This is a genomic window from Marinobacter sp. Arc7-DN-1 (assembly GCF_003441595.1).
GTDB classification, from domain to species: Bacteria; Pseudomonadota; Gammaproteobacteria; order Pseudomonadales; family Oleiphilaceae; genus Marinobacter; species Marinobacter metalliresistant.
Map to the genome: position 1 here is coordinate 80,365 of NZ_CP031848.1, position 23,055 is coordinate 103,419.

Genomic DNA, 23,055 nt, shown 5'->3' on the forward strand with positions numbered 1-23,055 from the left:
AGATGTGTTTTCACTCAGTCATTCTATCGCCTGGCCGGATTTTCTCGGAATCCTGGCAGATTACTTGAGCGATTATGCTTGTGCCCAGTAACCGGAATGAAGCCCGCAGAGTCTGCGGGAAACCCTATAGGCACACGCTATCCCGGATATAAGAAATACTCAGAGCAGAGTGTTTGTTGTGTCCTATAGTTAGAGGTGCCGAAATCGAAGCAGTGTCGTTTTGCCAACCCCAATGAGGAGAGAGAAATGACAGACAACAACAGTACGGGTGGAAAGTGCCCCGTAATGCATGGCTCGAACACGCAGGAGAAGGCCGACGTAGCCGGTTGGTGGCCTGAAAACCTCAATCTTGACATTCTTCATCAGCACGACCGCAAAACGAATCCCCTCGGTGAGGAATTCGATTATCGGGACGAGGTCAAAAAGCTCGACTACGAAGCGCTTGAAAAAGACATGCACGAGCTGATGACCAACAGCCAGGAATGGTGGCCTGCTGACTGGGGGCACTATGGCGGCCTGATGATCCGTATGGCGTGGCACGCTGCCGGTACCTACCGACTGGCCGATGGCCGTGGCGGCGCAGGTACGGGTAACCAGCGATTTGCACCACTGAACTCCTGGCCTGATAACGGTAACCTCGATAAAGCCCGGCGTCTGCTGTGGCCGCTCAAGAAAAAGTACGGCAACAAAGTGAGCTGGGCTGACCTGTTTATCCTGGCCGGCAACGTTGCTTACGAGTCCTTTGGCTTTAAGACATTCGGTTTCTCCTACGGCCGTGAGGACATCTGGCACCCGGAGAAAGACATTTACTGGGGGGCTGAAAAAGAGTGGCTGGCGCCGTCCGACAGCCGTTACGAAGACGTCGAAAAGCCCGACACCATGGAAAACCCGCTGGCCGCAGTCCAGATGGGACTGATCTACGTGAACCCGGAAGGGGTCAACGGTCAGCCGGATCCGCAGAAAACCGCTGAGCAGGTACGTGTGACCTTTGCTCGTATGGCGATGAATGACGAAGAAACCGCTGCGCTGACGGCTGGCGGCCACACCGTCGGCAAGGCCCATGGTAACGGTGACGCCGATGCCCTGGGGCCAGAGCCGGAAGGTGCAGACGTGGAAACCCAGGGCTTTGGCTGGATAAACCCCAACTTGCAGGGAAAGGCGACCAATGCCGTTACCTCTGGCATTGAGGGCGCCTGGACCACAAACCCCACCAAGTTTGACATGGGCTACTTCGATCTGCTGTTCGGCTACGAGTGGCAGTTGACCAAGAGCCCGGCGGGTGCAAACCAGTGGGAACCGGTGGATATCAAAGAAGAGCACATGCCGGTTGATCCCACCGATCCCTCTGTGCGCCGCAAGCCGATGATGACGGATGCGGACATGGGCATGAAGGTGGACCCGAAGTACCGTGCGATCTGTGAAAAGTTCATGGCAGATCCCGAATACTTCAAGGACTGCTTCGCCCGCGCCTGGTTCAAGCTGACTCACCGGGACATGGGCCCGAAAGCCCGTTATATCGGCCCGGACGTACCGACCGAAGATCTGATCTGGCAGGATCCGGTTCCCCAGGGCGAGACCAACTACATTGAGGAAGTGGTCAAAGAGAAAATCGCCGAAGCCGGCCTGAGCCTGAACGAGCTGGTCTGCACCGCGTGGGACAGCGCCCGTACGTTCCGCGGTTCGGACATGCGCGGTGGCGCCAACGGTGCGCGCATTCGCCTGGCTCCGCAAAAGGGCTGGGAAGGCAATGAGCCAGATCGCTTGGACAGGGTGCTGAAGGTTTACGAGAAAATCTCTGCGGACACCGGCGCCAGCGTCGCTGATGTCATCGTGCTCGGCGGCAACCTGGGTATCGAGATGGCAGCAAAAGCCGCCGGCCACGAGGTTCACGTTCCTTTCCTGAAGGGCCGTGGCGATGCCACCGACGAAATGACGGATGCTGAATCCTTTGATCCCATGGAGCCGCTGTCTGACGGCTTCCGTAACTGGCAGAAGAAGGATTACGTGGTCAAGCCGGAAGAAATGCTTCTGGACCGCGCCCAGCTGATGGGCCTGACCGCGCCTGAAATGACCGTTCTGCTCGGGGGTATGCGGGTGCTGGGCACCAACCACGGTGGCACCAAGCACGGCGTATTCACGGATCGCGTTGGCCAGCTGACCAACGACTTCTTCGTGAATCTGACCGACATGGCCAACCGTTGGGAGCCCACTGGCAAGAACTCGTACAACATTGTGGATCGCAAGAACGGCAACACCAGGTTCACCGCGACCCGTGTTGATCTCGTGTTCGGTTCCAACTCCATCCTGCGTGCCTACGCAGAGCTGTACGCCCAGGACGACAACGAGGAGAAGTTCGTGAAGGACTTCGTTGCCGCCTGGACCAAGGTCATGAACGCCGACCGTTTTGACGTTAAATAAGACCTGCCGGTAAGTGAATGGGCACCCCGGTACCGGGGTGCCCGTCTACCAACTTCCCGCCAAATTCCTTACAATCCGCTCCGTCTGATTATTGATCAGTCTCACCCTCAACAGCCCCTCTTTCTGCTGGAGCACTCATGCGAATCATTCTCGCCCCGATGGAAGGGCTGGTCGACGCACCTATCCGTGAAACACTGACCAAGGTCGGTGGGATTGACCGGTGCGTGACGGAATTCGTTCGCGTAACCCATGGCATGCTGCCGCCGAGAGTATTCTACAAATACGCCCCGGAACTTCATAACCAGTCGCTCACCGAAGTGGGCACGCCCGTGGCTGTCCAGTTGCTGGGTTCAGACCCGCAGCAGATGGCCCGCCATGGCGTGCGTGCCGCGGAACTTGGCGCGATCCAGGTGGATATCAATTTTGGCTGCCCGGCCATAACCGTGAACAAGCACAAGGGAGGGTGCGTGTTGATGCGTGAGCCGGAGCTGATGCATGAGATTGTGGCTGCGGTGCGCCAGGCCGTGCCAAAGCGGGTGCCGGTAACGGCTAAGATGCGCCTGGGTTATGACGATCGATCCATGGGCGTGGCCTGCGCCCAGGCCCTGGAAGCGGCCGGAGCGGAAGAGATTGTTATCCATGCCCGCAGCAAAGTGGATGGCTACAAACCGCCTGCCTACTGGGAGGAAATCGCCCAAGCACGGGAAGCGGTGAACACCCATATTATTGCCAACGGCGAGATCTGGACCGTCGCGGACTACTGGCGATGCCGTGAGGTGTCCGGTTGCGACGATGTGATGATCGGCCGTGGCCTGATTGCGCGGCCAGACCTGGCCCGGCAGATCAAGGCAAGCCAGCAGGGCGAAACAGTACCGGATATGACCTGGCAGGAAGCTGTGGCCCTGGTTGGTGAGTACGCCACGATTCTGCAGGGCTGGCTGGAAGACCGCTACGTGACCGGCCGCATCAAGCAATGGCTCAACTTCCTGCGCCAGGGTTTCGCCGAGGCTGAAGCCCTCTGGCCAGAGGCCCGCAAGATCCGCCGGGTGGCCCCCATGATGGCCTGCCTGAAGCAGCCAGGACGGGTGCCAGCGTTGGGCTGCCGACCGGTATCATCGCTGACGGGCCGCACCATGGCGTTTAATGGTGCGGCCGACTGAGCCTCTGGTTGCAACTGAAGAACAGCCTGACTCGCGGCCGGGGATAATCAGTCTTCCATCTCTGGCCGGTACTTGCCCGAGCGGGCGGCCCCGTTCAGGCGGGCGCGCTTGATCAGTGCGGCCTGAGCGTCCGGGCCGTTATCCAGGTTGCCGGCCCAGGCCTTCTGGGCTGGCTCCTGCAGGGCCCGGCCGTAGGAGAAGCTCAGTTCCCAGGGCTGGGCGCCCATGCTGTTCATAGCATTCAGGTTGATGGTGGCTTCTTCCGGGGTCTGGCCTCCTGAGAGGAAGCAGATGCCCGGCACCGCTGCTGGCACCGCCCGACGAAAAACACCAAGGGTTGCCGTTGCCACTTGTTCCGGGGAGGCGTTCGGGGTTTCCTTGCCGGGTGTCACCATGCTGGGCTTCAGGATCATCTGTTCGAGCGCCACTTTGTGGCGGTAAAGGGCGTGGAAGACCTCGCGAATCACCGCTTCACTCACTTCCGCGCAGCGCTCGATGGTGTGGTTGCCATCAATCAGCACCTCCGGCTCCACAATCGGCACGATACCCAGGGACTGGCAGATGGCGGCATAGCGGGCGAGAACCTCGGCATTGGCCTCTATGGCCTGCCGCGAGGGCAGGGTGTCCGAGATGTGGAACACATCGCGCCACTTGGCAAACCGGGCGCCCTGGTGCTTGTAGATTTCCAGACGGTCTTCAAGGCCATCCAACCCAACTGTGATCTCGTCACCCGGAGCGTTAATCAGGGGCTGCTTGCCCTTGTCCACCTTGATGCCCGGCACAATGCCCTTGCTGGCAAGCAGTTTTGGCATGGGCACATTGTCCAGGCTGTTCTGGCCCAGAGTTTCCTCAAACAGAATCACACCGCTGATAAACTCCCCAAGACCCGAGGCTGAGAAAATCAGGCTGCGGTACTCCCGGCGTTTTTCTTCGCTGGACTCAACCCCAACGGCCTTGAAGCGCTTTGCGATGGTGGGGTGGCTCTCATCGGCGGCGAGAATTCCCTTGCCCGGCTGCACCAGTTCCCGGACGGTGGCGTTCAGTTCTTCCTGAATGGTCATAGTAAGCTCCTGATTGATCCGTAACAGTCTGAGTGGTCGTTCGGCCCGCCACCTAATTGTAGACGCTGAATAGCGGTCTGGAATTTGATCTGGGCTAAGGCAGAGACCGAGGTACTGCATTAGGCTGTATTTAATAACAACAGGAAAAGGGAAGGCCTGAGTATGAAAACCGTTGTCAGTGTCAGCCAGGGATCATCCGAATACGATTACGATCTGGAAACCGAGTTTCTGGGCCAGCCTTTCCGGATTATCCGCATCGGCACAGACGGTGATCTGTCCCGGGCGGAAGCGGTGCTGGAATCGGTGCATTCCCAGGCAGACGCCATCGGCCTGAGCATGATTCACGACCACTACGAGGTGGGCCGGGAACAGCTTGAACACCCGGATACCGCCCGGCTGGAGGCCTGCGTTCCGGATAAGCCGGTCACAACCGGCGCGGGCCTGCGGGGTATTCTGCAGGAGTGGGCGGTGCGCCACACCCAGTCCGGACTCGGGCATTTCTTTGATAACGCCCGGGTGGTCTTCATGAACGGGCAGGCGGGTTATCGCATTGCCAGGGCGTTATCCGAACACACTGAAAACCTGTTTTTTGCCGACCCCTACACCGATTTCGGCGTGCCAAGGTTGCTTACGTCCCTGAAACAGCTCGAAACCTACACCTCGCTGACCGCGTCCATCATGTTCCGGCCTGCGGCGGTGAAAACCGTCGAGACCATTCTGCGCACACCGCTGTACCGCCTCGGAGAGGGTCTTGTTAAGGGTTCCCTGCATCACGCGGTGTCCGAAGCCCACGTGATTGTGGCGGCTATCGGAGACCTGGAGCACTTCAGCCAGAAAGAGCTGGATGGCAAAACCGTAATCACGTCTCGGGTTACTGAGTCCTCCCTTGACTGGATGCGTTCCAGGCGAGTGGCCATGGTGGTGGACTACAGCCCCTGGCTGGAAGGCCGGCCGGTTGGGGTCAACGTGATGGAAGCGATGATCAGTGCGGCGCTCTCCCGGACGCCGGAGCAACTGGGGCCGGATGACTATCTGGATGTGATCCAGAGCCTTGGTATCGAGCCCAGAATTCTGTACCCCAACGGATACCGCCGGGTGAACCGCTTCGCTTTTGTGATCCACCCGCTTTCGCAGCAGTACCTCACCAAGACGCCGCCCCTGGACTGGATTGCCAATGTGTCGCCTCCGATGGTGATGAATCTGGTTGAGAAGGCCGTGGCCTATACACCGCCGTTTATCTACTCGAAGGTTTCCGGCATCAGGTCACCCACGGGCGATGAAGTGGAGGGCTGGCTGATTACTGTCGGTGGCACGCCCCGGGAGATCATGGCGCACGGCCCGGAGTTTACCTACGCAAGGCTGCTGCAGGCGGCAAAACTGGCGAAAAAGCTTGGTGCCCAGATCATGGGCCTCGGCGCGTTTACCAAGGTCGTGGGTGATGCCGGTATTACGGTGGCCAAGCGGGCGCCGCTGCCGATCACCACCGGCAACAGCTACAGTGCCTCCGGCGCCCTCTGGGCGGCCCATGATGCCATGAAGATAATAGGGCGGGTCAGTATCGGCCCTAGTGGCAAAGCAGCCGGCAAGGCCATGGTCGTGGGCGCCACCGGTGCCATTGGGTCTGTCTGCGCGCGCCTGCTGGCCAAGGCAGTGGACGAAGTCTATCTCGCAGCGCCGGAGCCTGCGAAGCTGCTCGCACTGAAGGAAAGCATTGAGCAGGAAACACCAGGCGCCATTGTGCACGTTGCCGGTTCCGCGGAGCGCGATCTGGCAGACATGGACATGATCGTGACCGCCACCTCCGGCGCTGGCAAACGTATCCTGGACATCATGAAAGTGAAGCCGGGTTGCGTGATTACCGACGTGGCCCGGCCGCTGGATATTCCCGCGGAAGATGTGGCCAAGCGCCCAGATGTACTGGTGATTGAATCCGGCGAGATCCAGCTACCGGGCGAGGTGCGCATGAAAGACATCGGCCTGCCCAAAGGGATCGCCTATGCCTGCCTGGCGGAAACCGTGGTGCTGGCGCTGGAAGCGCGCTTTGAGAACTTCACCCTGGGCCGGAATATCGAGTGGGAGAAGGTAAGGGAGATCTACAGGCTGGGCCTGAAACATGGCATGAAGCTCGCCGCCATTTCCGGAGTGAACGGAGTCTTTGCCGAGGAGGACTTCGAACGGGTTCGGGTTCTGGCGGCCAGCAAAGAGGATCAGGCGGAAGGATCAAGCACGCCGGCGTAACGCACGCCGCTGATGATCACCGTTTCCATTGCTGCTCAAGCAATGCGCTTTCGGCCTCAGGCCCAAGCGGTGGCCCGGACATCATCTGGTCGAGCTGGTCGTCAAGAAGGCTCCCACCGCTGGCGGTTTGGTAGCCGTCCGCAGTAACTGGCTGGCCGGTTTCTACCTGAACTCTCTGTTCCCAGGTGCCTGATTGCGTGCGGCAGGCAATCTGCTCCGAGGCAGTGTTTCCGGCATCGAGCCCGAACTGTCGGCACCATTCTCCGGTTTGGCTGCGAAATGTTAAACGGGGCGTCAGCATGGCATTGTCACTGACGGAATACGCCTGGCCACTGGGCTGGCTCTCCAGTACCTCAGCCACCGCTTGCCACGCAGGATTGCCGTCAGATGGCAGTGTCAGCCACTGCACCATCGCAAATCCTGCAACCACGGCTGCGGCGATCGCTTTGCCGGAGTGCTTGCGCAGTCTCCGCCACCATGGAAATGCGATTACATTATCATTCGCCCGCGATGCGGTCCTCTGGTCTTCTTCTGCCAGCATCCTGCTCACGGCTGCCGGCAAGGGACGGTCATCAATTGAGCTGTAGTGACCTTGAAGTTCCGAATCCACGGCTGCCAGCTCTGCCAACCGGTCAGCCAGCGAGGGGTCAACGGCGAGTTGTTCCCTGACCGCGGCCATGTCGGTTGGGCTGAGTTCACTGTCAAGGAAAGCTGAAAGGGTTTCGTCTGTAATCTTCATGAATCGGTCCTCAAGGTTGCAGGAGCCAGAGCTTCGCTCAGTGCGGCCCTGGCGCGGGCCAGCCGGCTCATGACAGTGCCTTTGGGCACCTCGAGTATTTCCGCCACCATCTTGTAGGGCATGCCCTGGATAGCGACAAGGGAAATGATCTGGCGCTGGTCTTCGGGTAACCGCGACATGGCGGAATCCACCCGATTCCACTCGATTTCTTTGGTTGTCTGGTGTTCGCCATTGGTCACCAGGCCATCGCTCAGTTCCGGCTGCTCGGCGGCCTCACGGCGAACCTTTCGGGCCCGGCACTCGTCGATCCAGACATTGCGGCATATCCGGAAGGCCCACTTGGTGAGATCAACATCACCCGGCATGGCGCGCGTCAGAAGTCGTTCAACGGTATTCTGGAGCAGGTCGTCGGCATCTGCCATTGAGCCGGTCAGCGAGTAGGCAAACCTTCGAAGACCTGGTAGCAGTTCGGTGATTTCCTGTTGCATAGTGCTCTTTTGAGTCGGAGTTACCGGATAGACGATCTGGCAAACGGTTTATTCCATGCTGGATGGAATTTTTTTCAGGTCGGGCCGTTAGAGTAAATGAAACGTTCCGGAATTTGGATTGTAAAAATGAAGCCAGTTTTCAAACCGACGGTTTTGTCTGTTGTGGTTTTCTTCTGCGCGCCGATACCGGGGGTGGCGCTGACCGGAGGCGGGGTATTGGACAACCCGGCCGGCAGCATCAGCCGGCAGGTGGAGAGAAATGCAGAGCGCCTGGTTGAGCGGGCAGCAAACCGGCGAATCGATAACCGTTTAAAGAAACAGACTGACTCCCTCAAGGGCAGCCTCAAGACGTTGCCCGAGGTCCTGCCTGTCTACACGGCAACGGGGCACAAAGCGTTCAATGATGTCGCGCTCAAGGATGGATTCAGGGCGGTAGAGCGGCAATGGCTGGTGACAGGCACAGCGGAGGAGATTGAAGGCCTGGATCGTCCCGGGATTACGGTTCTGGAACGGACGACGTTATCCGGGCTCGGCATGATGGTCGCGAGATTCAGGGTTCGTGCCGACATGGACTCACTCGAGACCCTGCGAACCCTTCTGCCAGGACTGGCAGACCGCCTGGACCGTAATCACGTCTACAGCCCACAGATTAGCCAGTCCCAGTACCCGGGAGAGGCTGAGGCCAGCCCGGGTGAAAGCCTGTGTGAGGGCCCCGTCAGGATAGGAATGATTGACACCTCGGTGGCAACCGAACATCCCGCTTTTCAGGATGCCCGGATCATGGAGCAACGTTTTTTGTCGACTGAGGGTGGGAGGGGAGACCTCGCCCCTGTGACGGAGCATGGTACAGCGGTCGCGGGCCAAATGGTTGGTCGCAGGGGCGAACCGGGGAAGGCCCGATTGCCAGCGGCAACCCTGTTTAACGCCTCGGTTTTTTACCGCCGAACGAAAGACCTCTCCGGTGCCACGCTGGGGCATCTGCTGGAGGGCTTGGACTGGTTGGCTACTCAGAAACTGCCCGTGATCAATATCAGCCTTACCGGCCCGGATAACCTGCTGTTGGCCGCCGCGGTCAGAAAGCTGCGGGAACAGGGTACGTTGCTGGTTGCTGCGGTAGGCAATGAGGGGCCTGCCGCGCCACCACTTTATCCGGCTGCCTATCCCGAGGTCGTGGGTGTTACCGCAGCGTCCCGAACGGGCGATTTGTTCCGGTGGGCAAACCGGGGAGAACAGGTGATGTTTGCGGCACATGGTGTCGCGGTTGACGTTCCCCATCCAGACGGTGGCGTGATAACGGATAGCGGAACCTCGCTGGCGGCTCCCGTGGTTACGGCTGCCCTGGCCTGTGGCGTTAGTGGTGGTGATTCAGAGGCGGCTCTGGCGGCGCTGATTGACCAGGCCCAGGATCTGGGTGAGCCTGGTCGTGACAGTCTGTTTGGCTTCGGTTTCCTGCCGTATTGAACAGCCGTGGTCAGAAACCCGCCCTGAACGTCAGGCCGGCAATGGTCTGCGTGTAATCGGTCGAATCCTCGTCCGACCGGTAGATACCGTGCGATACCGAGGGCTCTAGGCTGAAGGTCTCATTCAGGCCAATTCGCCAGCTGGCTTCAAATACATGGACCCGCTCCGCCCGACGGCTGGTTGACGCATCCACGAAATCGCCAGTGAACGGATTGTCCAGAAAGGGATTGGAGGCAGAGACCGCAGGCTGGTCATACTCCCGGGTTTCATACCTCCAGCCAAGGCGAAACCGGTTCTCCTCGCCGCCCAGCGAGAACCGGTTGAGCAAAACCGCCCTGACACGCCAGAGATCGTTGTCGAAAGCGTCCGCCAGGGCATCTTCCTGATTGTAGTCCAGGCCGATCAGGAAATGACTCCGGGCGTTGTTGAAAAAGAAAAACGAATCCAGGCTCGCCCCTCGGATGTCTGTGTCGCGGGCGTTGCTCTGCCCATACTCTTTTTGCTTTTCCTGCAGGCTGGCCAACAGGTACACGTCGTCACCGATGAGACTGCCAAGGTAGGCGCTGGCCCTGCGGAAATCGAGGAAGGGTTCTGAGCCGAGGGTAGATTGCGAGTAGTGATAACTGGTTCCAATGGTCACCGGGTCGAAATCGTAACTGAGGTCTGCAGAGAGCAGGTGAATGTCCTGGTCGAACTGGTCAAGATTCTGATAGCGATTGCCGGACAGGGAATATCCGAGGGTAAGACTCAGTCGCTCCACTGGCTTCAGCACGCCTTCGAGGCCCGCATCAAAAACCCAGGCTTGGTCACTTTTGTTCGAGGCGGCATTCAGGTCATCGACCGAGACATTGCTGTCTTGCTCGAAACCGGTTGAGAGGTGGCCGTTCAGAGCCGCCTGATCGACGGCCCCGGCAGAAGATGCAAGGGGTACCATGAGGCTGAAAACCGAGACGACATACGGGGCGGGTCGCGTAAGCTGCATGGCTGTGTGTTCCTCCTGAGCTGGAAAAAAGGAGCCGGGCCAGAAAGGCCCGGCTGTCCGGATTTTGCGGACTTCTTAAAGCAGCCCACCGCTGGCGGAACCTTTCATAGTGCTCCGCACGGAATTCCGGACCTCGCTTTTAACGCTGTCGGAGACAGACGTGCCGATCTGCTGATTGGTTTCAGCGCGGATCCCGGCGTTTCGGGCTTTGTTGATCCGGTCTTTCGCCTGATCGGCTCTTTCATTGGCCTCGCCTCTGGCGGCGGTTGCCGTTGCCGAAGCTGTGCTCCGTACCTGCTGACCGGCCTCAACACCGGCGCTGATGGCCTGGCTGGCACTCTGGCGTGCTTCGTCCCGGGCGGCTTTGCCATCCGCATTGCCCTGGGCACTGGCTGATGCGCCACCCTGGGCGGAAACGCCGTTCTGTGTGCTGGCTTCGGCACTCATGTTGGCGTCCGCTTTTGCGTTGGCGCTGGCAGCGCCTTCAGCTGCAAAGGCGCCGGTGGACAGAAGTGAGCAGATTGCGAGTGTCAGTAGGTGTTTTTTCATGGTTACGTCCTCCTGTTTTCCCGTTTCGGGTTGCTTTCATCAGGAGGACGTACCAGGTAAGGATTTATTCCAGAAAAAATCCGGAAATTATCGCAGACCGGCTTTTACAGCACGGGCGGTATGCAGTTTCCTGTAGCTTTCGATTAACCGCTGGTGCTTCTCAAGCCCCTCCAGCTTCATGTTGGTGGGCTCCAGGCCATGGAAACGTACGGTGCCATCCACCGAGCCCACAACGGCCTCCATGGTTTTCTCACCGAACATGCGTGTGAAGTTGGTGAGGTAGTCGCCCAGCCCCATGTCGTCGCCGAGGGTGACTTCCAGTACTGCATACATCGCGCGGTAGAACAGGCCACGCTCGACGGTGTTGTCGTTGAACTGCAGGAACATGTCGACAAACTCGAGCGCTTCCTCATGCCATTGCAGGGCAAGGCAGATCAGGATTTTCAGCTCCAGGATGGTAAGCTGGCCCCACACGGTGTTCTCATCGAACTCCACGCCGATCAGGGTGATGATCGTCATGTAGTTGTCGAGCTGGCTGGCTTCCAGGCGCTCCACCAGATCGGCCAGCTGCTCATTATTCAGACGGTGCAGGTTGAGGATGTCCTCCCGGTAGTCCAGGGCCATGTTGGTGTTATCCATGATCAGGTCCTCGACCGGATACACCTCGGAATACCCCGGTACCAGAATCCGGCAGACCGGTGCGCCCAGTTCCTCATAAATTGCGACATACACTTCCTTGCCCAACTCCCGGAGGATTCCGAACAGACACGCAGCTTCCTCCACATTGGTGCCAGAGAAGTCCCACTCGACGAAGTCGTAATCGGCTTTCGCGCTGAAGAAACGCCAGGAAACCACCCCGGTGGAATCAATGAAGTGCTCCACGAAGTTGTTCGGTTCGGTGACCGCGAGGCTGTTGAACGTCGGCGCTGGCACATCGTTCAGACCTTCGAAACTGCGACCCTGCAGCAGCTCGGTCAGGCTCCGCTCAAGGGCCACTTCAAAGCTCGGGTGGGCACCGAAGGAGGCAAACACGCCACCGGTTCCCGGGTTCATCAGGGTGACGCACATCACCGGGAACTGGCCGCCCAGGGAGGCATCTTTCACCAGTGTCGGGAAGCCCTGGGCTTCAAGGGCTTCAATGCCTTCGAGGATGTCCGGGTATTTCTCCAGTACTTCCCGGGGCACATCCGGCAGGGCAATTTCCTCTTCGATAATCTGCTTCTTCACCGCCCGCTCAAAAATTTCCGAGAGGCACTGCACCTCTGCCTCGTTCAGGGTGTTACCGGCACTCATGCCGTTGCTGAGAAACAGGTTCTCGATCAGGTTGGAGGGGAAATACACCACTTCGCCATCGGACTGGCGCACGAAGGGCAGGGATACGATTCCGCGCTCGGCTTTGCCGGAATTGGTGTCGATCAGGTTGGAGCCGCACAACTCGCCATCCGGGTTGTAGATGGCCAGGCAGTGATCATCCAGAATGCCCTCCGGCAACTCGTCATCCGGTCCCGGCTTGAACCATTTTTCGTTCGGGTAGTGGACGAACTCGCTGCTGGCAATCGCTTCCCCGAAAAACTGGTCATTGTAGAAGAAGTTGCAGCTGAGCCGCTCGATAAACTCTCCCAGTGCTGAGCACAGGGCACTCTCCTTGGTGGCGCCCTTGCCGTTGGTGAAGCACATGGGCGAGGCCGCATCGCGGATATGCAGGGACCACACATGCGGCACAATGTTGCGCCAGGAGGCAATCTCGATCTTCATGCCCAGATCTTTAAGGATGCCGGTCATGTTGGCGATGGTCTGCTCCAGGGGCAGGTCCTTACCTTCGATAAAGGTCTGGCTGCCGCATTCCGGTTGCGTCATCAGTAGCGCCTGGGCATCGGCGTCCAGGTTCTCGACGGTTTCAATCTCAAAGGTCGGGCCGGTCTGTACCACTTTTTTCACGGTGCAACGGTCGATGGAGCGCAGAATGCCCTGGCGGTCTTTCTCGGAGATGTCTTCCGGCAGCTCCACGGAAATCTTGAAGATCTGGTTGTAGCGGTTCTCCGGGTCGACGATGTTGTTCTGGGACAGCCGGATGTTCTCGGTGGGTATGTCCCGCGCCAGGCAGTAAACCCGAACAAAATAGGCCGCGCACAGCGCCGAGGAAGCCAGGAAGTAATCAAACGGGCTGGGCGCCGAACCGTCGCCCTTATAGCGGATGGGCTGGTCGGTCACGACCGTGAAATCGTCAAACCTGGCTTCAAGCCTGAGGTTCTCGAGAAAGTTGACGTTGATTTCCATTACAAGAATACCTGGATCGGAGAATTTGGCGCGCCATGGCTTTTAATGGCGGCCATTATCCAGTTTTTGCAGGCGTTCGTCTTGGTCGGTCTTCTACGGATGATTCAATGCCTGCTCACGCACCCTCGTTGATCAACCGGTACTATCCGCTCACTATCACTATGACTAACGCCACGGTATAAACCGTCAGTATTAGTGCACTCTCAAAGCCGATCCGGCCAATGCCATATAGTTGGCGCCGCACCATTCCCATCAGCAGCGTTGCAGTCATCAGAATGGTTACAAGGCCCCAGGTCATCTGGATTGGCGTGATGTCGTGATAGATGGAACCGCCCGGGTAGCCCACATCGGCGGAAGCGATTACCAGCATATTAAAGCAGTTGGTGCCGAAGATGTTGCTCACCGCGAGGGTGAGAGCGCCCCTGCGAATGGCTGCAATGGTAGTGACCAGTTCGGGCGAAGATGTGGCGAGCGCTGTAAACAGACCTCCAATCAGGGTATCGGACAGGCCCGTTTCGTCACTGATGACCTTGGCACCTTCCATCAGTACCCAGCCGGCAACGCCTGTTACTGCAGCCAGCACGATGAAACTGATCCAGGCCTGGGCCAGGCCGCCACGCAGATAATGCTCGGGCGTGTCGGGCACGGTTTGATGGGTAAGACGAGGAAACCACATGGGTTTACTGTCAGTGCTGCGAACCAGGTGCAGCCCGAACAGATAGGCCGCGGCAATCACCGGTGTGATCGGATGCACTCCCCACAGGGAAACCGGCGGGCTGGCGATTGCCAGCAGCGGCAGCGTCAGCAGTACGATCAGCAAGGCGGCCAGCATCAGGTTGGTGGGAGAGGCGGCCGCGTGTTCCAGGTTGGCCTTGCGGTAAATGATATCCGCAATACCCAGAAAAACGAGGTTCGCCGCCATGCTGCCCATAATATTGCTCATGGCAAGGTCGGGCCTGGAATCCATCGCTGCGCTGAGCGTGGCGGCGAAATCAGGCAGTGAGGTTACCCCTGCCAGCAGAAAGATCCCGAACAGCGCCTCACCCAGGCCTGTTCGATCAGCCAGTTCATCCGCCACCCGCGCCAGCCGGCTGCCGGCGGTAACAATGACGATGGAAGCAATGACAAAAGCGATAATGCCGGTAGTCAGGGAGGGAAACACACAGGGCCTCGTAAGGTTGCTTGCACCACCCGGAAGCCTGACACACAGCTCTTCTTACGGCCACCATTTCAGGATCATCGGCCTGGCAGTCATGCCATGGATGATGATCGAGAGCACGATAACAACCAGCGTAATGTGGATGAACTCTACGGAGAGCTCTTCCGGCAGGCCAAAGACGATTGCGAACATCAGGTAATAGATCGAGCCGATGCCGCGCACGCCGAACCAGCCGACCAGCATCTGCAGCCTGAACGGGGTTCCGGAACCCAGCAGGCCGAGGAAAACGCTGACAGGGCGAACGATTACAAAGAGGAACAGCGCCAAGCCGACGGCTCTGAAGCTCCAGGAGTTAACAAACAGCATTCCGCCCAGTAACAGAACGAGCACCAGTTCTGAGAGCCGCTCCAGGGGTTCCTTGAAAAGCAGGGAACCTTGGGACACCTGGGGGTTCAGTTGCGGCTTCGGTCTCGCCGTGTCATCAGGATATTCGGATACCGCGTCAGCGTTATGGTCAGAGGCGTTTTCACCGGCGAGTCTGAGTTCCGATTGCCGGAGAGAAATAGCCGCCACAAAAACCGCCAGAAACCCCCAGGCATCAAGCACCAGGCAGATGCCATAAACCACTCCGATCAAGCCCAGACCAAGAAAGTCATCCAGCAACGGGCCCTCGCTTTCCAGAAAGCGTTGTTTATGTGCAATTTGCGCCAACAATCGCCCCATCACCAGCCCAACAACCAGGGCAGAGAGCGTCGACCACAATACGTCCTTCAACACCCAGGTGCCCAGCAGTTCAAAACTTGCCGGGGCGCTAATCAGGGCCAGCCCGAGCATGACAAACGGGAAGGCACTGCCATCATTCATGCCGGCTTCACTGGTCAGGGTGAATCGCAACGGGTCCTTATCACCCGCATGCCGAACCTGAACCTCCGTCGCCAACACGGGGTCGGTGGGCGCCAGAATGCCACCGAGAAGAATGGCCGCCCCCAGAGGCAGGGCCAGGACGTAGTAACCAAAAACGGCAGTCAGGGCGACACTGATGGTCATGGAAACAAATGCGAGCCGCACGGGAACATGCCATTCCCGCCAATGGAATGAGACTGGCATCTTCATGCCAGCAATGAACAACGACACCAGCACCGCGACTTCGGCCAGTACTTGCAGAAAATGCGCTTGTTTCAGCGGGTTGAAATGAAAGGCACCAAACACTGTCGGTCCCAGGGCAACGCCAACAGCCAGGTAGACCAGCGTCGGTGTCAGGTGGTAACGCTTCAGAAGGGATGACCGCAGACCGATCATGATCAACAGGCTTCCGATCAATACAAACCAGAGGGCGACGGTCAAGCTAGTTCCCCAATGAAGATGTTGTAGTACTGTTTTTTTCAATGATGCCTGGTTCCGGCCTGCCAGTCGATCCGGTTGAGAGATTTACGCCGGTTCAGCCGCGACAATCCAGCAACCAGGCCACTCAGCACAGCAATGGTGGGCCGTACGATTAGCCGCATTACCCAACTGCCGATGTACAGCACCGGCAGTAGTATCACCAGCCAGCCGAGAAACTGCACCAGCCATACCGAATAGCCCAGAACTTCCGGTACCTCGGCGAGAAAGTCACTAATGATGCCGGGGTGGGTGACCACAAGGTAGCCCACCCACCACCACCGGCCATTTGGCATATCGGCGCTGTTACCCGCTGGATGATCCGGATTCTATGCCAAGTGCAGTTCCAGGGACCGGACTTTTGTCCCGGGTATGGAGAGCGACTAGACTACTGATAGCGTCTCGGATTGGTACCTGTCTGGAAAAGGCGAAGCCGGCCCCGATTGTTCCTCGGTTTGCTCTGCGCGATGGGGTTACAGGAGTTATTTATGGGCAGAAAGAAAACTGATAACGGGTTCGTCATAAGGGAGGCCCGGGAAGAGGACCTCCCGTTAATGGTAGGCTTCCTCGTCAAACTGGCGCTGCATGTCTCAGGGGAAGAACCGCAGGATCTCAGGGAGAGCGAGCGCAAACGGCTTCTCAAGGCTTTGAGCTCCTCTTTGAAGGCTCAGGATAAACACCTGGTTGTGGCAGATAGTACCGAGGCAGGACTGGTAGGAATGGGCTACGTTTATGTCTGGAGTAGCCAGGGCATCTGGGCGCAGACTGAGCCAGTGGAGTTCAAGTCGGGAATGATTGATGATGTCTGGGTCGAGCCCGAATTCCGGAATCGCGGTATTTTTAAAGCTCTGCTTCGGGATTTGGTGGCGTTTGCGGAGAGCCACAACGTTCCCGAGCTGATTCTCGAATATTCCGCCTCTAACGAAGAGGCCAGGGCCGCGTGGACCAAATTGGGTTTCAGGCCCACGGGCATTCGCGCCGCGGCTTTCACCTCAACGGTGAAACAAGCCCTGGCGTAGTGGCAATGACAAAGAAAGGGAAGGTCTCATGATCGGCGATCGCAGTGTACATGTGTTTTATGATGAGGTAATGCTGGGACACAACCCTGAGGTGGATCTGCCGTTCATGCCCAGCCGGGTGGAAAAGCGCGTCAGGTCCATTCTCAAGGGGCTGGATTTCAAATGGAGTTATCCGGAACATCCGGGCCGGCTGACTGCAATCAAGGCGTACCTCGATGAGCATCCCATAAAGGGTGTCCAGGTCAGGACCGGAGCCGCCTCTGCAATGTACAACCAACTGGCGCGAGTACACACCGCCTCCTACCTGGATCACATGTTTTCACTGGCGGGCAAGCGTGCCTGGCTCGACAAGGATACAACAGCCGTTTCACCGGAAAGCATTAACGCGGCCACCGCAGCGGCCGGAAATGCCATTGCTGCCGTAGAAAGTGTCTTGAAGGGTGAATGCAATAGCGCGTTCGCCCTGGTGCGCCCCCCCGGGCATCACGCTGAGCCGGTGCGGGCTCGGGGTTTCTGTCTGCTCAACAACGTTGCCGTAGCGGCGGCCCATGCCCAGGCCAAACTGGGCTGTGAACGTATCCTGATCATTGACTGGGACGCCCACCACGGTAACGGTACCCAGGATATCTTCTGGGCAGAGCCGGATGTGCTGTTCTTTGACACCCATTGCGAGGCGCCCTTTTATCCGGGTTCGGGCCACATCGAGGAGGTCGGTGACGGTCTCGGGGAGGGTTACACCATCAATGTTCCGCTGCCGGAAACTGCGGGTGACGTTGCCTTTGAGAAAGTCTTTCGCGACATTCTGGTGCCTGCTGCCGATTACTTTAAACCGGATCTTGTGCTGGTCTCGGCCGGGTTCGACCCACACCGTAACGATATGGCGCTGAACCTGACCTACGACGGCTTCCGGGTGATCACCCGAATCGTTCAGGAGATCGCCGAAAAGCACTGTGAAGGACGACTGGCACTGGTTCTGGAAGGCGGTTACAGCCTGACGTCGCTTTCTAAAGGGGTGCATGCGGTGCTTGAGACGCTGGCAGGCGGCGACGTGCCGAAAGTCTGGGAAATGGGCGTCAGGGAAGCAGAAAATGCGGCAGAATTCCACCGCTCTGCTTTCAGCGATGAGGAAGAAGAATAACCTGCAGGCTGTCCTTTATATGTGCGAATCAGCCATGTTTTCGTTTATACGGCTGAAGGGCCGTGCAAACGGGGTCCCAACTGAGACGGGACACCAGCAGCCTGTCGGACTTAAGGCTGATCTACTGTGCCGGTGGGAAAGCGGCTCAAATTTCCCGGATTTTTCGTTGCATAGAACCACTATGCGCCTCAAAATCCAAAAAATTTGCGCTCGCTTTCTCACCTTGCTCGTGACGATCACTTAAGTCCGACAGGCTGCGAAAGGGCGGCCAACGTCATCGAGAAAACCACGCTGGCCATGACCGCCGGAATCAACCAGAAACCGGAACGAACGCGATTCCATAATTTGAAGGCTCAGTAATAATTTCATCACAATTTTAACCTGCATATCCGGAGTGGATCGCAGTAAAAACCGGGCTGTGGCAAGCCCCCGACATCGCAGACACCTGACAGCTTCTTAAAATACTGTCCGTAGTTAGTTTCTGGATGGGCACTAAATAGAAACGAAAGCCCTGGAATCATTTGCTTCCGACACGCCTTAAGAGCATCTTTGGGTGATCCCAAACGGCTTATGGCAGGCAAGGAAATTATTGTGGCTAATCCCGGTTCCGATCCCGACACCAACGCCATTGTAGAGGCGTTTGACGAGGCCCTGGAGCAGCTTGCGCTTGCGCACCAGAGCGACCCCGAGGCGCCTAATACAGAGGTGCTGGAAGCGGCACTTCATGTTATAGAAGCGCCCGACGGACTAGACGCGTTGTACGCTCGGGTACCGGCGATGGAAGCCAAGGGCGTATTTACCAACAGTGACTGGGACCAGCCTGTCATTCTGCGGCCTGCGCTGGCCGTGCGAACGTTACGGCATGGGGCTCCGGCCTATACATCCATCGAAGCCCTGAGTGAGCTTCGCCTGCTTGCCGTGGCCATGGGTGATTATCGCCACCCCGGAATTTCAGCGGAACAGGCCAGAAACTTTCTGACCCAAGTGACCGCGCTGAACCTGGACCTGCTATCAGGTCAGATGAGCGAAGCGGATAGAGAGCGGCCACAAGGGCTTGGACACATCGTCAATTTGCTCTACCAGTACCTGCTCAACAGGCTTGGCTATGAGAGTATTCTCGACAGCCTGGTGGATGAAGTACGCCGTCTGCTGGCCCAGCGCCCAATACAAACAGACAGCATCAAGCAGATGGTCAGCCAGATTGCCAAATGCCTGTTTGATCCGGCAATCGAGACATCGGGCATGGACAAAGCCGCTCGTCTTGTCAGCGCTTTGTTCGGTCCAACGATAGGCTGCCGCGATGATCCGGGCTTTGCGATCTACGGCGAACGTCTGGCCGCCATGGACGAACACGCGTTAGCTGAAGAGGCGCAAGGCTTTGCCAGCGCGATGCATGATACGGGCATGGTTTCCTCTTATCATCCTATGCTGTTACGACACTTGCGGGGACACCGGGATGACCTGATACCTCTGGCATTGGGCCTGAGTATCACCGGCAACGATGTCCTCCAAAGCTATCGTCAGATCGTGCTCAAACTGATTGACGAAGTTGTTCATCCGGAAACCAGTCAGGCTGTCTATGGCCTGGCTATGTTTCTTGAACGCGGCTCTCTGTTCACACCTCCAGTAGCTGCAGGCCTGTGGCGGCAACTCGAACTGAAATTGTGCCAAGCGGCGTCCGACAGACTGAGCGCAGTTTTCGGTGATGCGCACCCTCCAAGGGTGTATTTGCTGGCTGGTATACTGAGCCTTCTGGGGCAGCCGTTGGGTGTTGGCCAGGGTAATAACCCGACCTGCCAATCGGTCATCGGCCTTTCCATGTGGTCGTTCAACGACGCCGATTTTCTGCTGCAGTTGGTGGCCTGGGCCGCCCGTGATGACGATGTCGTTATGCGCTTTGAGGGCCAAACGATCACCTCGCAACACCTGGAAGCAGGCCTTGCGAAAGAACCTCCAACCGATGTCGATCCGGTTTCACTGATTCTGACACCTCATCTTGACCGGATTTATGCCGAAATGGGGCGACTATGCGGGGTACGCGATGACGACCTGCATCGCTGGATCAATCCGGAAATGTATGGCTGGTGGGTAGGGCATGGCTTTCTAAGCGTCATTAGTCGGGAGACAGGGAAGATCCATGAGTACGACGAGTTCATCCGCCACTTCTATGCCTGCTATCACCCGTATTTCAACGGCAATATTCCCGTTATTCATCCGCAACCCGCCGGCATCGCGGTAACCGATAGTGGAGGGCGACTCGTTGGACGCCATGCCATAACAATCATCCGGGTTAACCTTGATAGCCACGGCGAGATGCGCACCTACTTTTTCAATCCCAATAACGACAGCGGCCAGGATTGGGGCCAGGGCATTAGCTGCTCAACCGAAAAGAATGGTGAGCGCCATGGCGAAGCGTCGCTGCCATTCGCAGAGTTTGCTTCGCGTTTGTGTGTATTTCATTACGACCCGAGAGAACTGGGGGACAGGTCGGTGGTTCCGGAAACAGACGTTGCGCGCGCCACAGAGCTCGGCCGCACCAGTTGGGCTGCAAGTTATGAGTAAGACGCCGGACACATAGCTCTTTACCCCATGCCAGCAGGTTTACCTTCAAAAACTCCTGAGGCATGGGGCAGGCTCCTGGAGATCAGAGCGGATGACTGGCCCGGTTATTCAGAGTACACCTTGGATAACATTTTCGATACTGACTCCTTCTGAGGGAGCGGCCCCGTACCGCCTATCCAGGACATTTTGTCTGACTTGCATACCCAATTCGATGGAGAATCCTATGAAAAGATTACATACATTCGCATTTTATGTGTTGGTTACACCGACCATAGCGTTAGGTTCAGGCGTAGTACTTGCTGCCCAGCCAACGACTGGCTCGGAGGTTTCCCAGGGACAGCAGGGTTACAAGCAGGATCAGGACGCGACCAAGTCAACGACCGCGAATCTTCAAGCTGACAAGAAAATGAACGACCAGGCCGGCATGCAGAGCCGGAGTTATATGGACGCTGCCCCGGCTAATGGTATGCACGCGAGCAAGCTGATTGGTGCTGAGGTTAAAACCACCGGTGAGGAAAACGTGGCGATTAGCTGGGATAAAGTGATGAAATCCGGCACTGCTGATAAGCAGGAACTGCGGATTGACGAGAGCCGTGACGCTCTGCTCTCTGCACCGGAGTATAAAAAGCAGAAGTGAAACCTGGCCCCTCATTTAGGGGGCGGATGAGTAAACAGCAGGGGCGAAAGCCTCTGCTGTCTGCTTCATCCTCAATATAGGAGTTGGATATCCGGAAACCGGACAGTGGTAAAGCAGATTGTTGGCTTCATAAGAAAAAACGGCCGTCGCCGGGGGCGAGGCCGTTGAGAAAAGGCTCTTGGAGGGTCCATAGCCATTCTGCTATTAGGGGCCTTTAAAGGCACCCAACTCAACCAATGCCAACAAAGGAAAGAATCACCAAAACGATAACCACGGCACCGACGATATAGATGATATTGTTCACGCGCACCTCCTTGGCTTCCAAATCCCGAATCCTGGTTGCGCCCTCGTCCTTGCGGCGCATGATGTAACGTCCTGTTTAGGCTGTTCCTTCGCCTCATCCAGGCACAGAATAGGTTATTAGTGTTATCTGGTCTGTTCGCTATCACACAGAGTAAAAAAAGAGAAAATAGGGCCGGCTTGCTGCGTGCGCAGATCGAACGCCGCGCGCATTCATTGACCGGATTGTTTGCCTTTACCCGGCTGGGATGGTCGTTTTCCGAACAACATTTCCTTACCAATCTACGATCGACACGTCTTGGGGTTGTCAGTAACCTTACCTGGCGACTCGAGTCTTGATATCGCGGGAATGCCCCATCTGGTTTGGGCATAAGCGAAGGCTTTGTCGGTGCGGTGGTGCACCTACTCGTTGTCCGGTACCTGAGTCCCCACGCACCTTCAAAAAAGCGCTCTGACTGGGTCGATTCCGGTGTTTTCAGTTATCTCTGTTCGGAGACTGCAGTGCGAACAGTCACGGCTGCACGCCTTTTCAAGCAAACGTTGATAATGGCCGTTCTCCTGCCACTGGCGCTTCCATCGTCTGCCGATAACGGAGAAGGCGGTTATCGGCTACTTGAACTGGACGGCTACAAGGTCAAGTGGGGCGAGCAGACATTAGGGGTAGGGGCAAGCATCAGCTACGCCTTTGCCGACGAGACGCTGCGGTTCGATGATGCGCGCAACTGTCGTGATCTGGCGCCGATGAAGGCGCTTTCCGGGCAGGATATCCCCTTCGAGAGGCTGGTGCGGGAGACGGAAGAGGCGTTTCGGGTTTGGGAACGCGCTGCTGATCTCTCATTCCACCGGGTTGCCGATATCCGGGATGCGGATATCATTCTCGGTGCACAAGGTCAGCCGCGCATGCAGGCTTTCGCCAATGTGTCCTACGGGCCCGATGAGAAAGAGGGCGTGCGCGCCATCGACCAGTCCCTCGTGTGCCTGAACCCCGACCACAAGTGGAAGGTCGGGTTTGACGGCGACAACGATGTCTACGATATCCGCTATACGCTGATTCATGAAATCGGTCACGCCATTGGCCTGGATCACCCAGGACCATCCGGGCAAGTGATGGGGTTTCGATATACCGAAGCGTTCGCCGAGCTGCAGCCCGGCGATCTGCGCGGCGTCCAGCGGCTCTATGGGCGTGGCGCCAATGATGGCCAACTGGCCAACGGCCCCGACCCCCATCTCTTTAAGCCAGCGCTTTAACACAAGTTGTAACCCAGACCTACCTATAAGCCCAGGCTCCATTGTCCTGAAACGCATCGGAAGCATCACTGGTGTCGCTGAACCGGTTCTTACGCTTGCTCAATCCCAGCAGCCTGTCGGACTTAAGGCTGATCTACTGTGCCGGTGGGAAAGCGGCTCAAATTTTCCGGATTTTTCGTTACATAGAACCACTATGCGCCTCAAATTCCAAAAAATTTGCGCTCGCTTTCCCACCTTGC

Annotated in this window: 19 protein-coding genes; 9 read left to right on the top strand and 10 right to left on the bottom strand. The window is 57.6% G+C overall.

Annotated features, from left to right (window positions below; translation table 11 throughout):
- Positions 1 to 246: 246 nt before the first annotated feature.
- Entirely contained in the window at positions 247 to 2,418 is a 2,172-nt protein-coding gene (gene katG / locus D0851_RS00425) for a catalase/peroxidase HPI (protein ID WP_117616865.1), read from the top strand.
- 137 nt (positions 2,419 to 2,555) lie between these two features.
- Positions 2,556 to 3,578, top strand: coding sequence for a tRNA dihydrouridine synthase (locus D0851_RS00430; RefSeq protein WP_227539382.1), 1,023 nt, complete (start codon positions 2,556 to 2,558; stop codon positions 3,576 to 3,578).
- A gap of 47 nt (positions 3,579 to 3,625) precedes the next feature.
- Here D0851_RS00430 and D0851_RS00435 read toward each other — a convergent pair whose 3' ends face one another.
- Positions 3,626 to 4,639 (bottom strand): class I fructose-bisphosphate aldolase, encoded by a 1,014-nt coding sequence (locus tag D0851_RS00435; protein ID WP_117616866.1) that lies wholly within the window; start codon positions 4,637 to 4,639, stop codon positions 3,626 to 3,628.
- Positions 4,640 to 4,801: 162 nt separating this feature from the next.
- Between D0851_RS00435 and D0851_RS00440 the strand changes: the two genes are divergently transcribed.
- Positions 4,802 to 6,877, top strand: coding sequence for a dehydrogenase (locus tag D0851_RS00440; protein ID WP_117616867.1), 2,076 nt, complete (start codon positions 4,802 to 4,804; stop codon positions 6,875 to 6,877).
- Positions 6,878 to 6,893: 16 nt separating this feature from the next.
- Here the strand turns inward: D0851_RS00440 and D0851_RS00445 are convergent, their stop codons facing one another.
- Complete coding sequence (locus tag D0851_RS00445; protein WP_117616868.1) at positions 6,894 to 7,616, bottom strand: anti-sigma factor family protein; 723 nt, start codon at positions 7,614 to 7,616, stop codon at positions 6,894 to 6,896.
- Positions 7,613 to 8,104, bottom strand: a complete 492-nt coding sequence (locus D0851_RS00450; RefSeq protein ID WP_117616869.1) for an RNA polymerase sigma factor — start codon at positions 8,102 to 8,104, stop codon at positions 7,613 to 7,615. The genes D0851_RS00445 and D0851_RS00450 overlap by 4 nt, the downstream gene beginning before the upstream one ends.
- Positions 8,105 to 8,230: 126 nt before the next feature.
- Between D0851_RS00450 and D0851_RS00455 the strand changes: the two genes are divergently transcribed.
- On the top strand, positions 8,231 to 9,565 hold the full coding sequence (locus D0851_RS00455) for a S8 family serine peptidase (RefSeq protein ID WP_162893652.1): 1,335 nt from the start codon (positions 8,231 to 8,233) through the stop codon (positions 9,563 to 9,565).
- A 10-nt stretch (positions 9,566 to 9,575) separates the two neighbouring features.
- On the opposite strand, the gene D0851_RS00460 is transcribed toward D0851_RS00455, so the two are convergent.
- The 6 genes from D0851_RS00460 to D0851_RS00485 all read right to left on the bottom strand — a co-directional run bounded on the left by D0851_RS00460 (position 9,576) and on the right by D0851_RS00485 (position 16,208).
- The gene (locus D0851_RS00460; protein ID WP_117616871.1) at positions 9,576 to 10,547 is read right to left on the bottom strand and encodes a surface lipoprotein assembly modifier; all 972 of its coding nucleotides are present in this window, start codon (positions 10,545 to 10,547) and stop codon (positions 9,576 to 9,578) included.
- A gap of 75 nt (positions 10,548 to 10,622) precedes the next feature.
- Positions 10,623 to 11,096, bottom strand: coding sequence for a hypothetical protein (locus tag D0851_RS00465; protein ID WP_117616872.1), 474 nt, complete (start codon positions 11,094 to 11,096; stop codon positions 10,623 to 10,625).
- Positions 11,097 to 11,183: 87 nt separating this feature from the next.
- Positions 11,184 to 13,373, bottom strand: coding sequence for an OsmC domain/YcaO domain-containing protein (locus tag D0851_RS00470; RefSeq protein WP_117616873.1), 2,190 nt, complete (start codon positions 13,371 to 13,373; stop codon positions 11,184 to 11,186).
- A gap of 142 nt (positions 13,374 to 13,515) precedes the next feature.
- Positions 13,516 to 14,535 carry a sodium:calcium antiporter gene (locus D0851_RS00475; RefSeq protein ID WP_117616874.1) on the bottom strand — a complete coding sequence of 340 codons (1,020 nt, stop codon included), beginning with the start codon at positions 14,533 to 14,535 and terminating at the stop codon, positions 13,516 to 13,518.
- Between the two features lie 54 nt (positions 14,536 to 14,589).
- On the bottom strand, positions 14,590 to 15,876 hold the full coding sequence (locus tag D0851_RS00480) for a cation:proton antiporter (RefSeq protein ID WP_117616875.1): 1,287 nt from the start codon (positions 15,874 to 15,876) through the stop codon (positions 14,590 to 14,592).
- A gap of 38 nt (positions 15,877 to 15,914) precedes the next feature.
- On the bottom strand, positions 15,915 to 16,208 hold the full coding sequence (locus tag D0851_RS00485) for a hypothetical protein (RefSeq protein ID WP_227539383.1): 294 nt from the start codon (positions 16,206 to 16,208) through the stop codon (positions 15,915 to 15,917).
- Positions 16,209 to 16,400: 192 nt separating this feature from the next.
- Between D0851_RS00485 and D0851_RS00490 the strand changes: the two genes are divergently transcribed.
- The 4 genes from D0851_RS00490 to D0851_RS00505 all read left to right on the top strand — a co-directional run bounded on the left by D0851_RS00490 (position 16,401) and on the right by D0851_RS00505 (position 21,268).
- Positions 16,401 to 16,931 carry a GNAT family N-acetyltransferase gene (locus tag D0851_RS00490; protein ID WP_227539384.1) on the top strand — a complete coding sequence of 177 codons (531 nt, stop codon included), beginning with the start codon at positions 16,401 to 16,403 and terminating at the stop codon, positions 16,929 to 16,931.
- 28 nt (positions 16,932 to 16,959) lie between these two features.
- On the top strand, positions 16,960 to 18,069 hold the full coding sequence (locus tag D0851_RS00495) for a histone deacetylase (protein WP_117616876.1): 1,110 nt from the start codon (positions 16,960 to 16,962) through the stop codon (positions 18,067 to 18,069).
- Between the two features lie 570 nt (positions 18,070 to 18,639).
- Positions 18,640 to 20,631 (top strand): hypothetical protein, encoded by a 1,992-nt coding sequence (locus D0851_RS00500; RefSeq protein WP_117620221.1) that lies wholly within the window; start codon positions 18,640 to 18,642, stop codon positions 20,629 to 20,631.
- A gap of 223 nt (positions 20,632 to 20,854) precedes the next feature.
- Positions 20,855 to 21,268, top strand: a complete 414-nt coding sequence (locus D0851_RS00505; RefSeq protein WP_117616877.1) for a PRC-barrel domain containing protein — start codon at positions 20,855 to 20,857, stop codon at positions 21,266 to 21,268.
- Positions 21,269 to 21,497: 229 nt separating this feature from the next.
- On the opposite strand, the gene D0851_RS20730 is transcribed toward D0851_RS00505, so the two are convergent.
- Positions 21,498 to 21,632 carry a hypothetical protein gene (locus D0851_RS20730; protein WP_264756457.1) on the bottom strand — a complete coding sequence of 45 codons (135 nt, stop codon included), beginning with the start codon at positions 21,630 to 21,632 and terminating at the stop codon, positions 21,498 to 21,500.
- 482 nt (positions 21,633 to 22,114) lie between these two features.
- On the opposite strand from D0851_RS20730, the gene D0851_RS00515 reads away from it, so the two are divergent.
- Positions 22,115 to 22,816 carry a matrixin family metalloprotease gene (locus D0851_RS00515; protein ID WP_117616879.1) on the top strand — a complete coding sequence of 234 codons (702 nt, stop codon included), beginning with the start codon at positions 22,115 to 22,117 and terminating at the stop codon, positions 22,814 to 22,816.
- Positions 22,817 to 23,055 lie beyond the last annotated feature (239 nt).

Bases quoted from the DNA above. Each gene is read 5' to 3' on its own strand.
- D0851_RS00450 (WP_117616869.1), bottom strand. From the start codon at position 8,104: ATGCAACAGGAAATCACCGAACTGCTACCAGGTCTTCGAAGGTTTGCC.
- D0851_RS00445 (WP_117616868.1), bottom strand. From the start codon at position 7,616: ATGAAGATTACAGACGAAACCCTTTCAGCTTTCCTTGACAGTGAACTC.
- D0851_RS00455 (WP_162893652.1), top strand. From the start codon at position 8,231: ATGAAGCCAGTTTTCAAACCGACGGTTTTGTCTGTTGTGGTTTTCTTC.
- D0851_RS00430 (WP_227539382.1), top strand. From the start codon at position 2,556: ATGCGAATCATTCTCGCCCCGATGGAAGGGCTGGTCGACGCACCTATC.
- D0851_RS00500 (WP_117620221.1), top strand. From the start codon at position 18,640: ATGGCAGGCAAGGAAATTATTGTGGCTAATCCCGGTTCCGATCCCGAC.
- D0851_RS00485 (WP_227539383.1), bottom strand. From the start codon at position 16,208: ATGCCAAATGGCCGGTGGTGGTGGGTGGGCTACCTTGTGGTCACCCAC.
- D0851_RS20730 (WP_264756457.1), bottom strand. From the start codon at position 21,632: ATGCGCCGCAAGGACGAGGGCGCAACCAGGATTCGGGATTTGGAAGCC.
- D0851_RS00490 (WP_227539384.1), top strand. From the start codon at position 16,401: ATGGGCAGAAAGAAAACTGATAACGGGTTCGTCATAAGGGAGGCCCGG.
- D0851_RS00495 (WP_117616876.1), top strand. From the start codon at position 16,960: ATGATCGGCGATCGCAGTGTACATGTGTTTTATGATGAGGTAATGCTG.
- D0851_RS00440 (WP_117616867.1), top strand. From the start codon at position 4,802: ATGAAAACCGTTGTCAGTGTCAGCCAGGGATCATCCGAATACGATTAC.
- D0851_RS00435 (WP_117616866.1), bottom strand. From the start codon at position 4,639: ATGACCATTCAGGAAGAACTGAACGCCACCGTCCGGGAACTGGTGCAG.
- katG (WP_117616865.1), top strand. From the start codon at position 247: ATGACAGACAACAACAGTACGGGTGGAAAGTGCCCCGTAATGCATGGC.
- D0851_RS00515 (WP_117616879.1), top strand. From the start codon at position 22,115: ATGGCCGTTCTCCTGCCACTGGCGCTTCCATCGTCTGCCGATAACGGA.
- D0851_RS00470 (WP_117616873.1), bottom strand. From the start codon at position 13,373: ATGGAAATCAACGTCAACTTTCTCGAGAACCTCAGGCTTGAAGCCAGG.
- D0851_RS00505 (WP_117616877.1), top strand. From the start codon at position 20,855: ATGAAAAGATTACATACATTCGCATTTTATGTGTTGGTTACACCGACC.
- D0851_RS00465 (WP_117616872.1), bottom strand. From the start codon at position 11,096: ATGAAAAAACACCTACTGACACTCGCAATCTGCTCACTTCTGTCCACC.
- D0851_RS00460 (WP_117616871.1), bottom strand. From the start codon at position 10,547: ATGCAGCTTACGCGACCCGCCCCGTATGTCGTCTCGGTTTTCAGCCTC.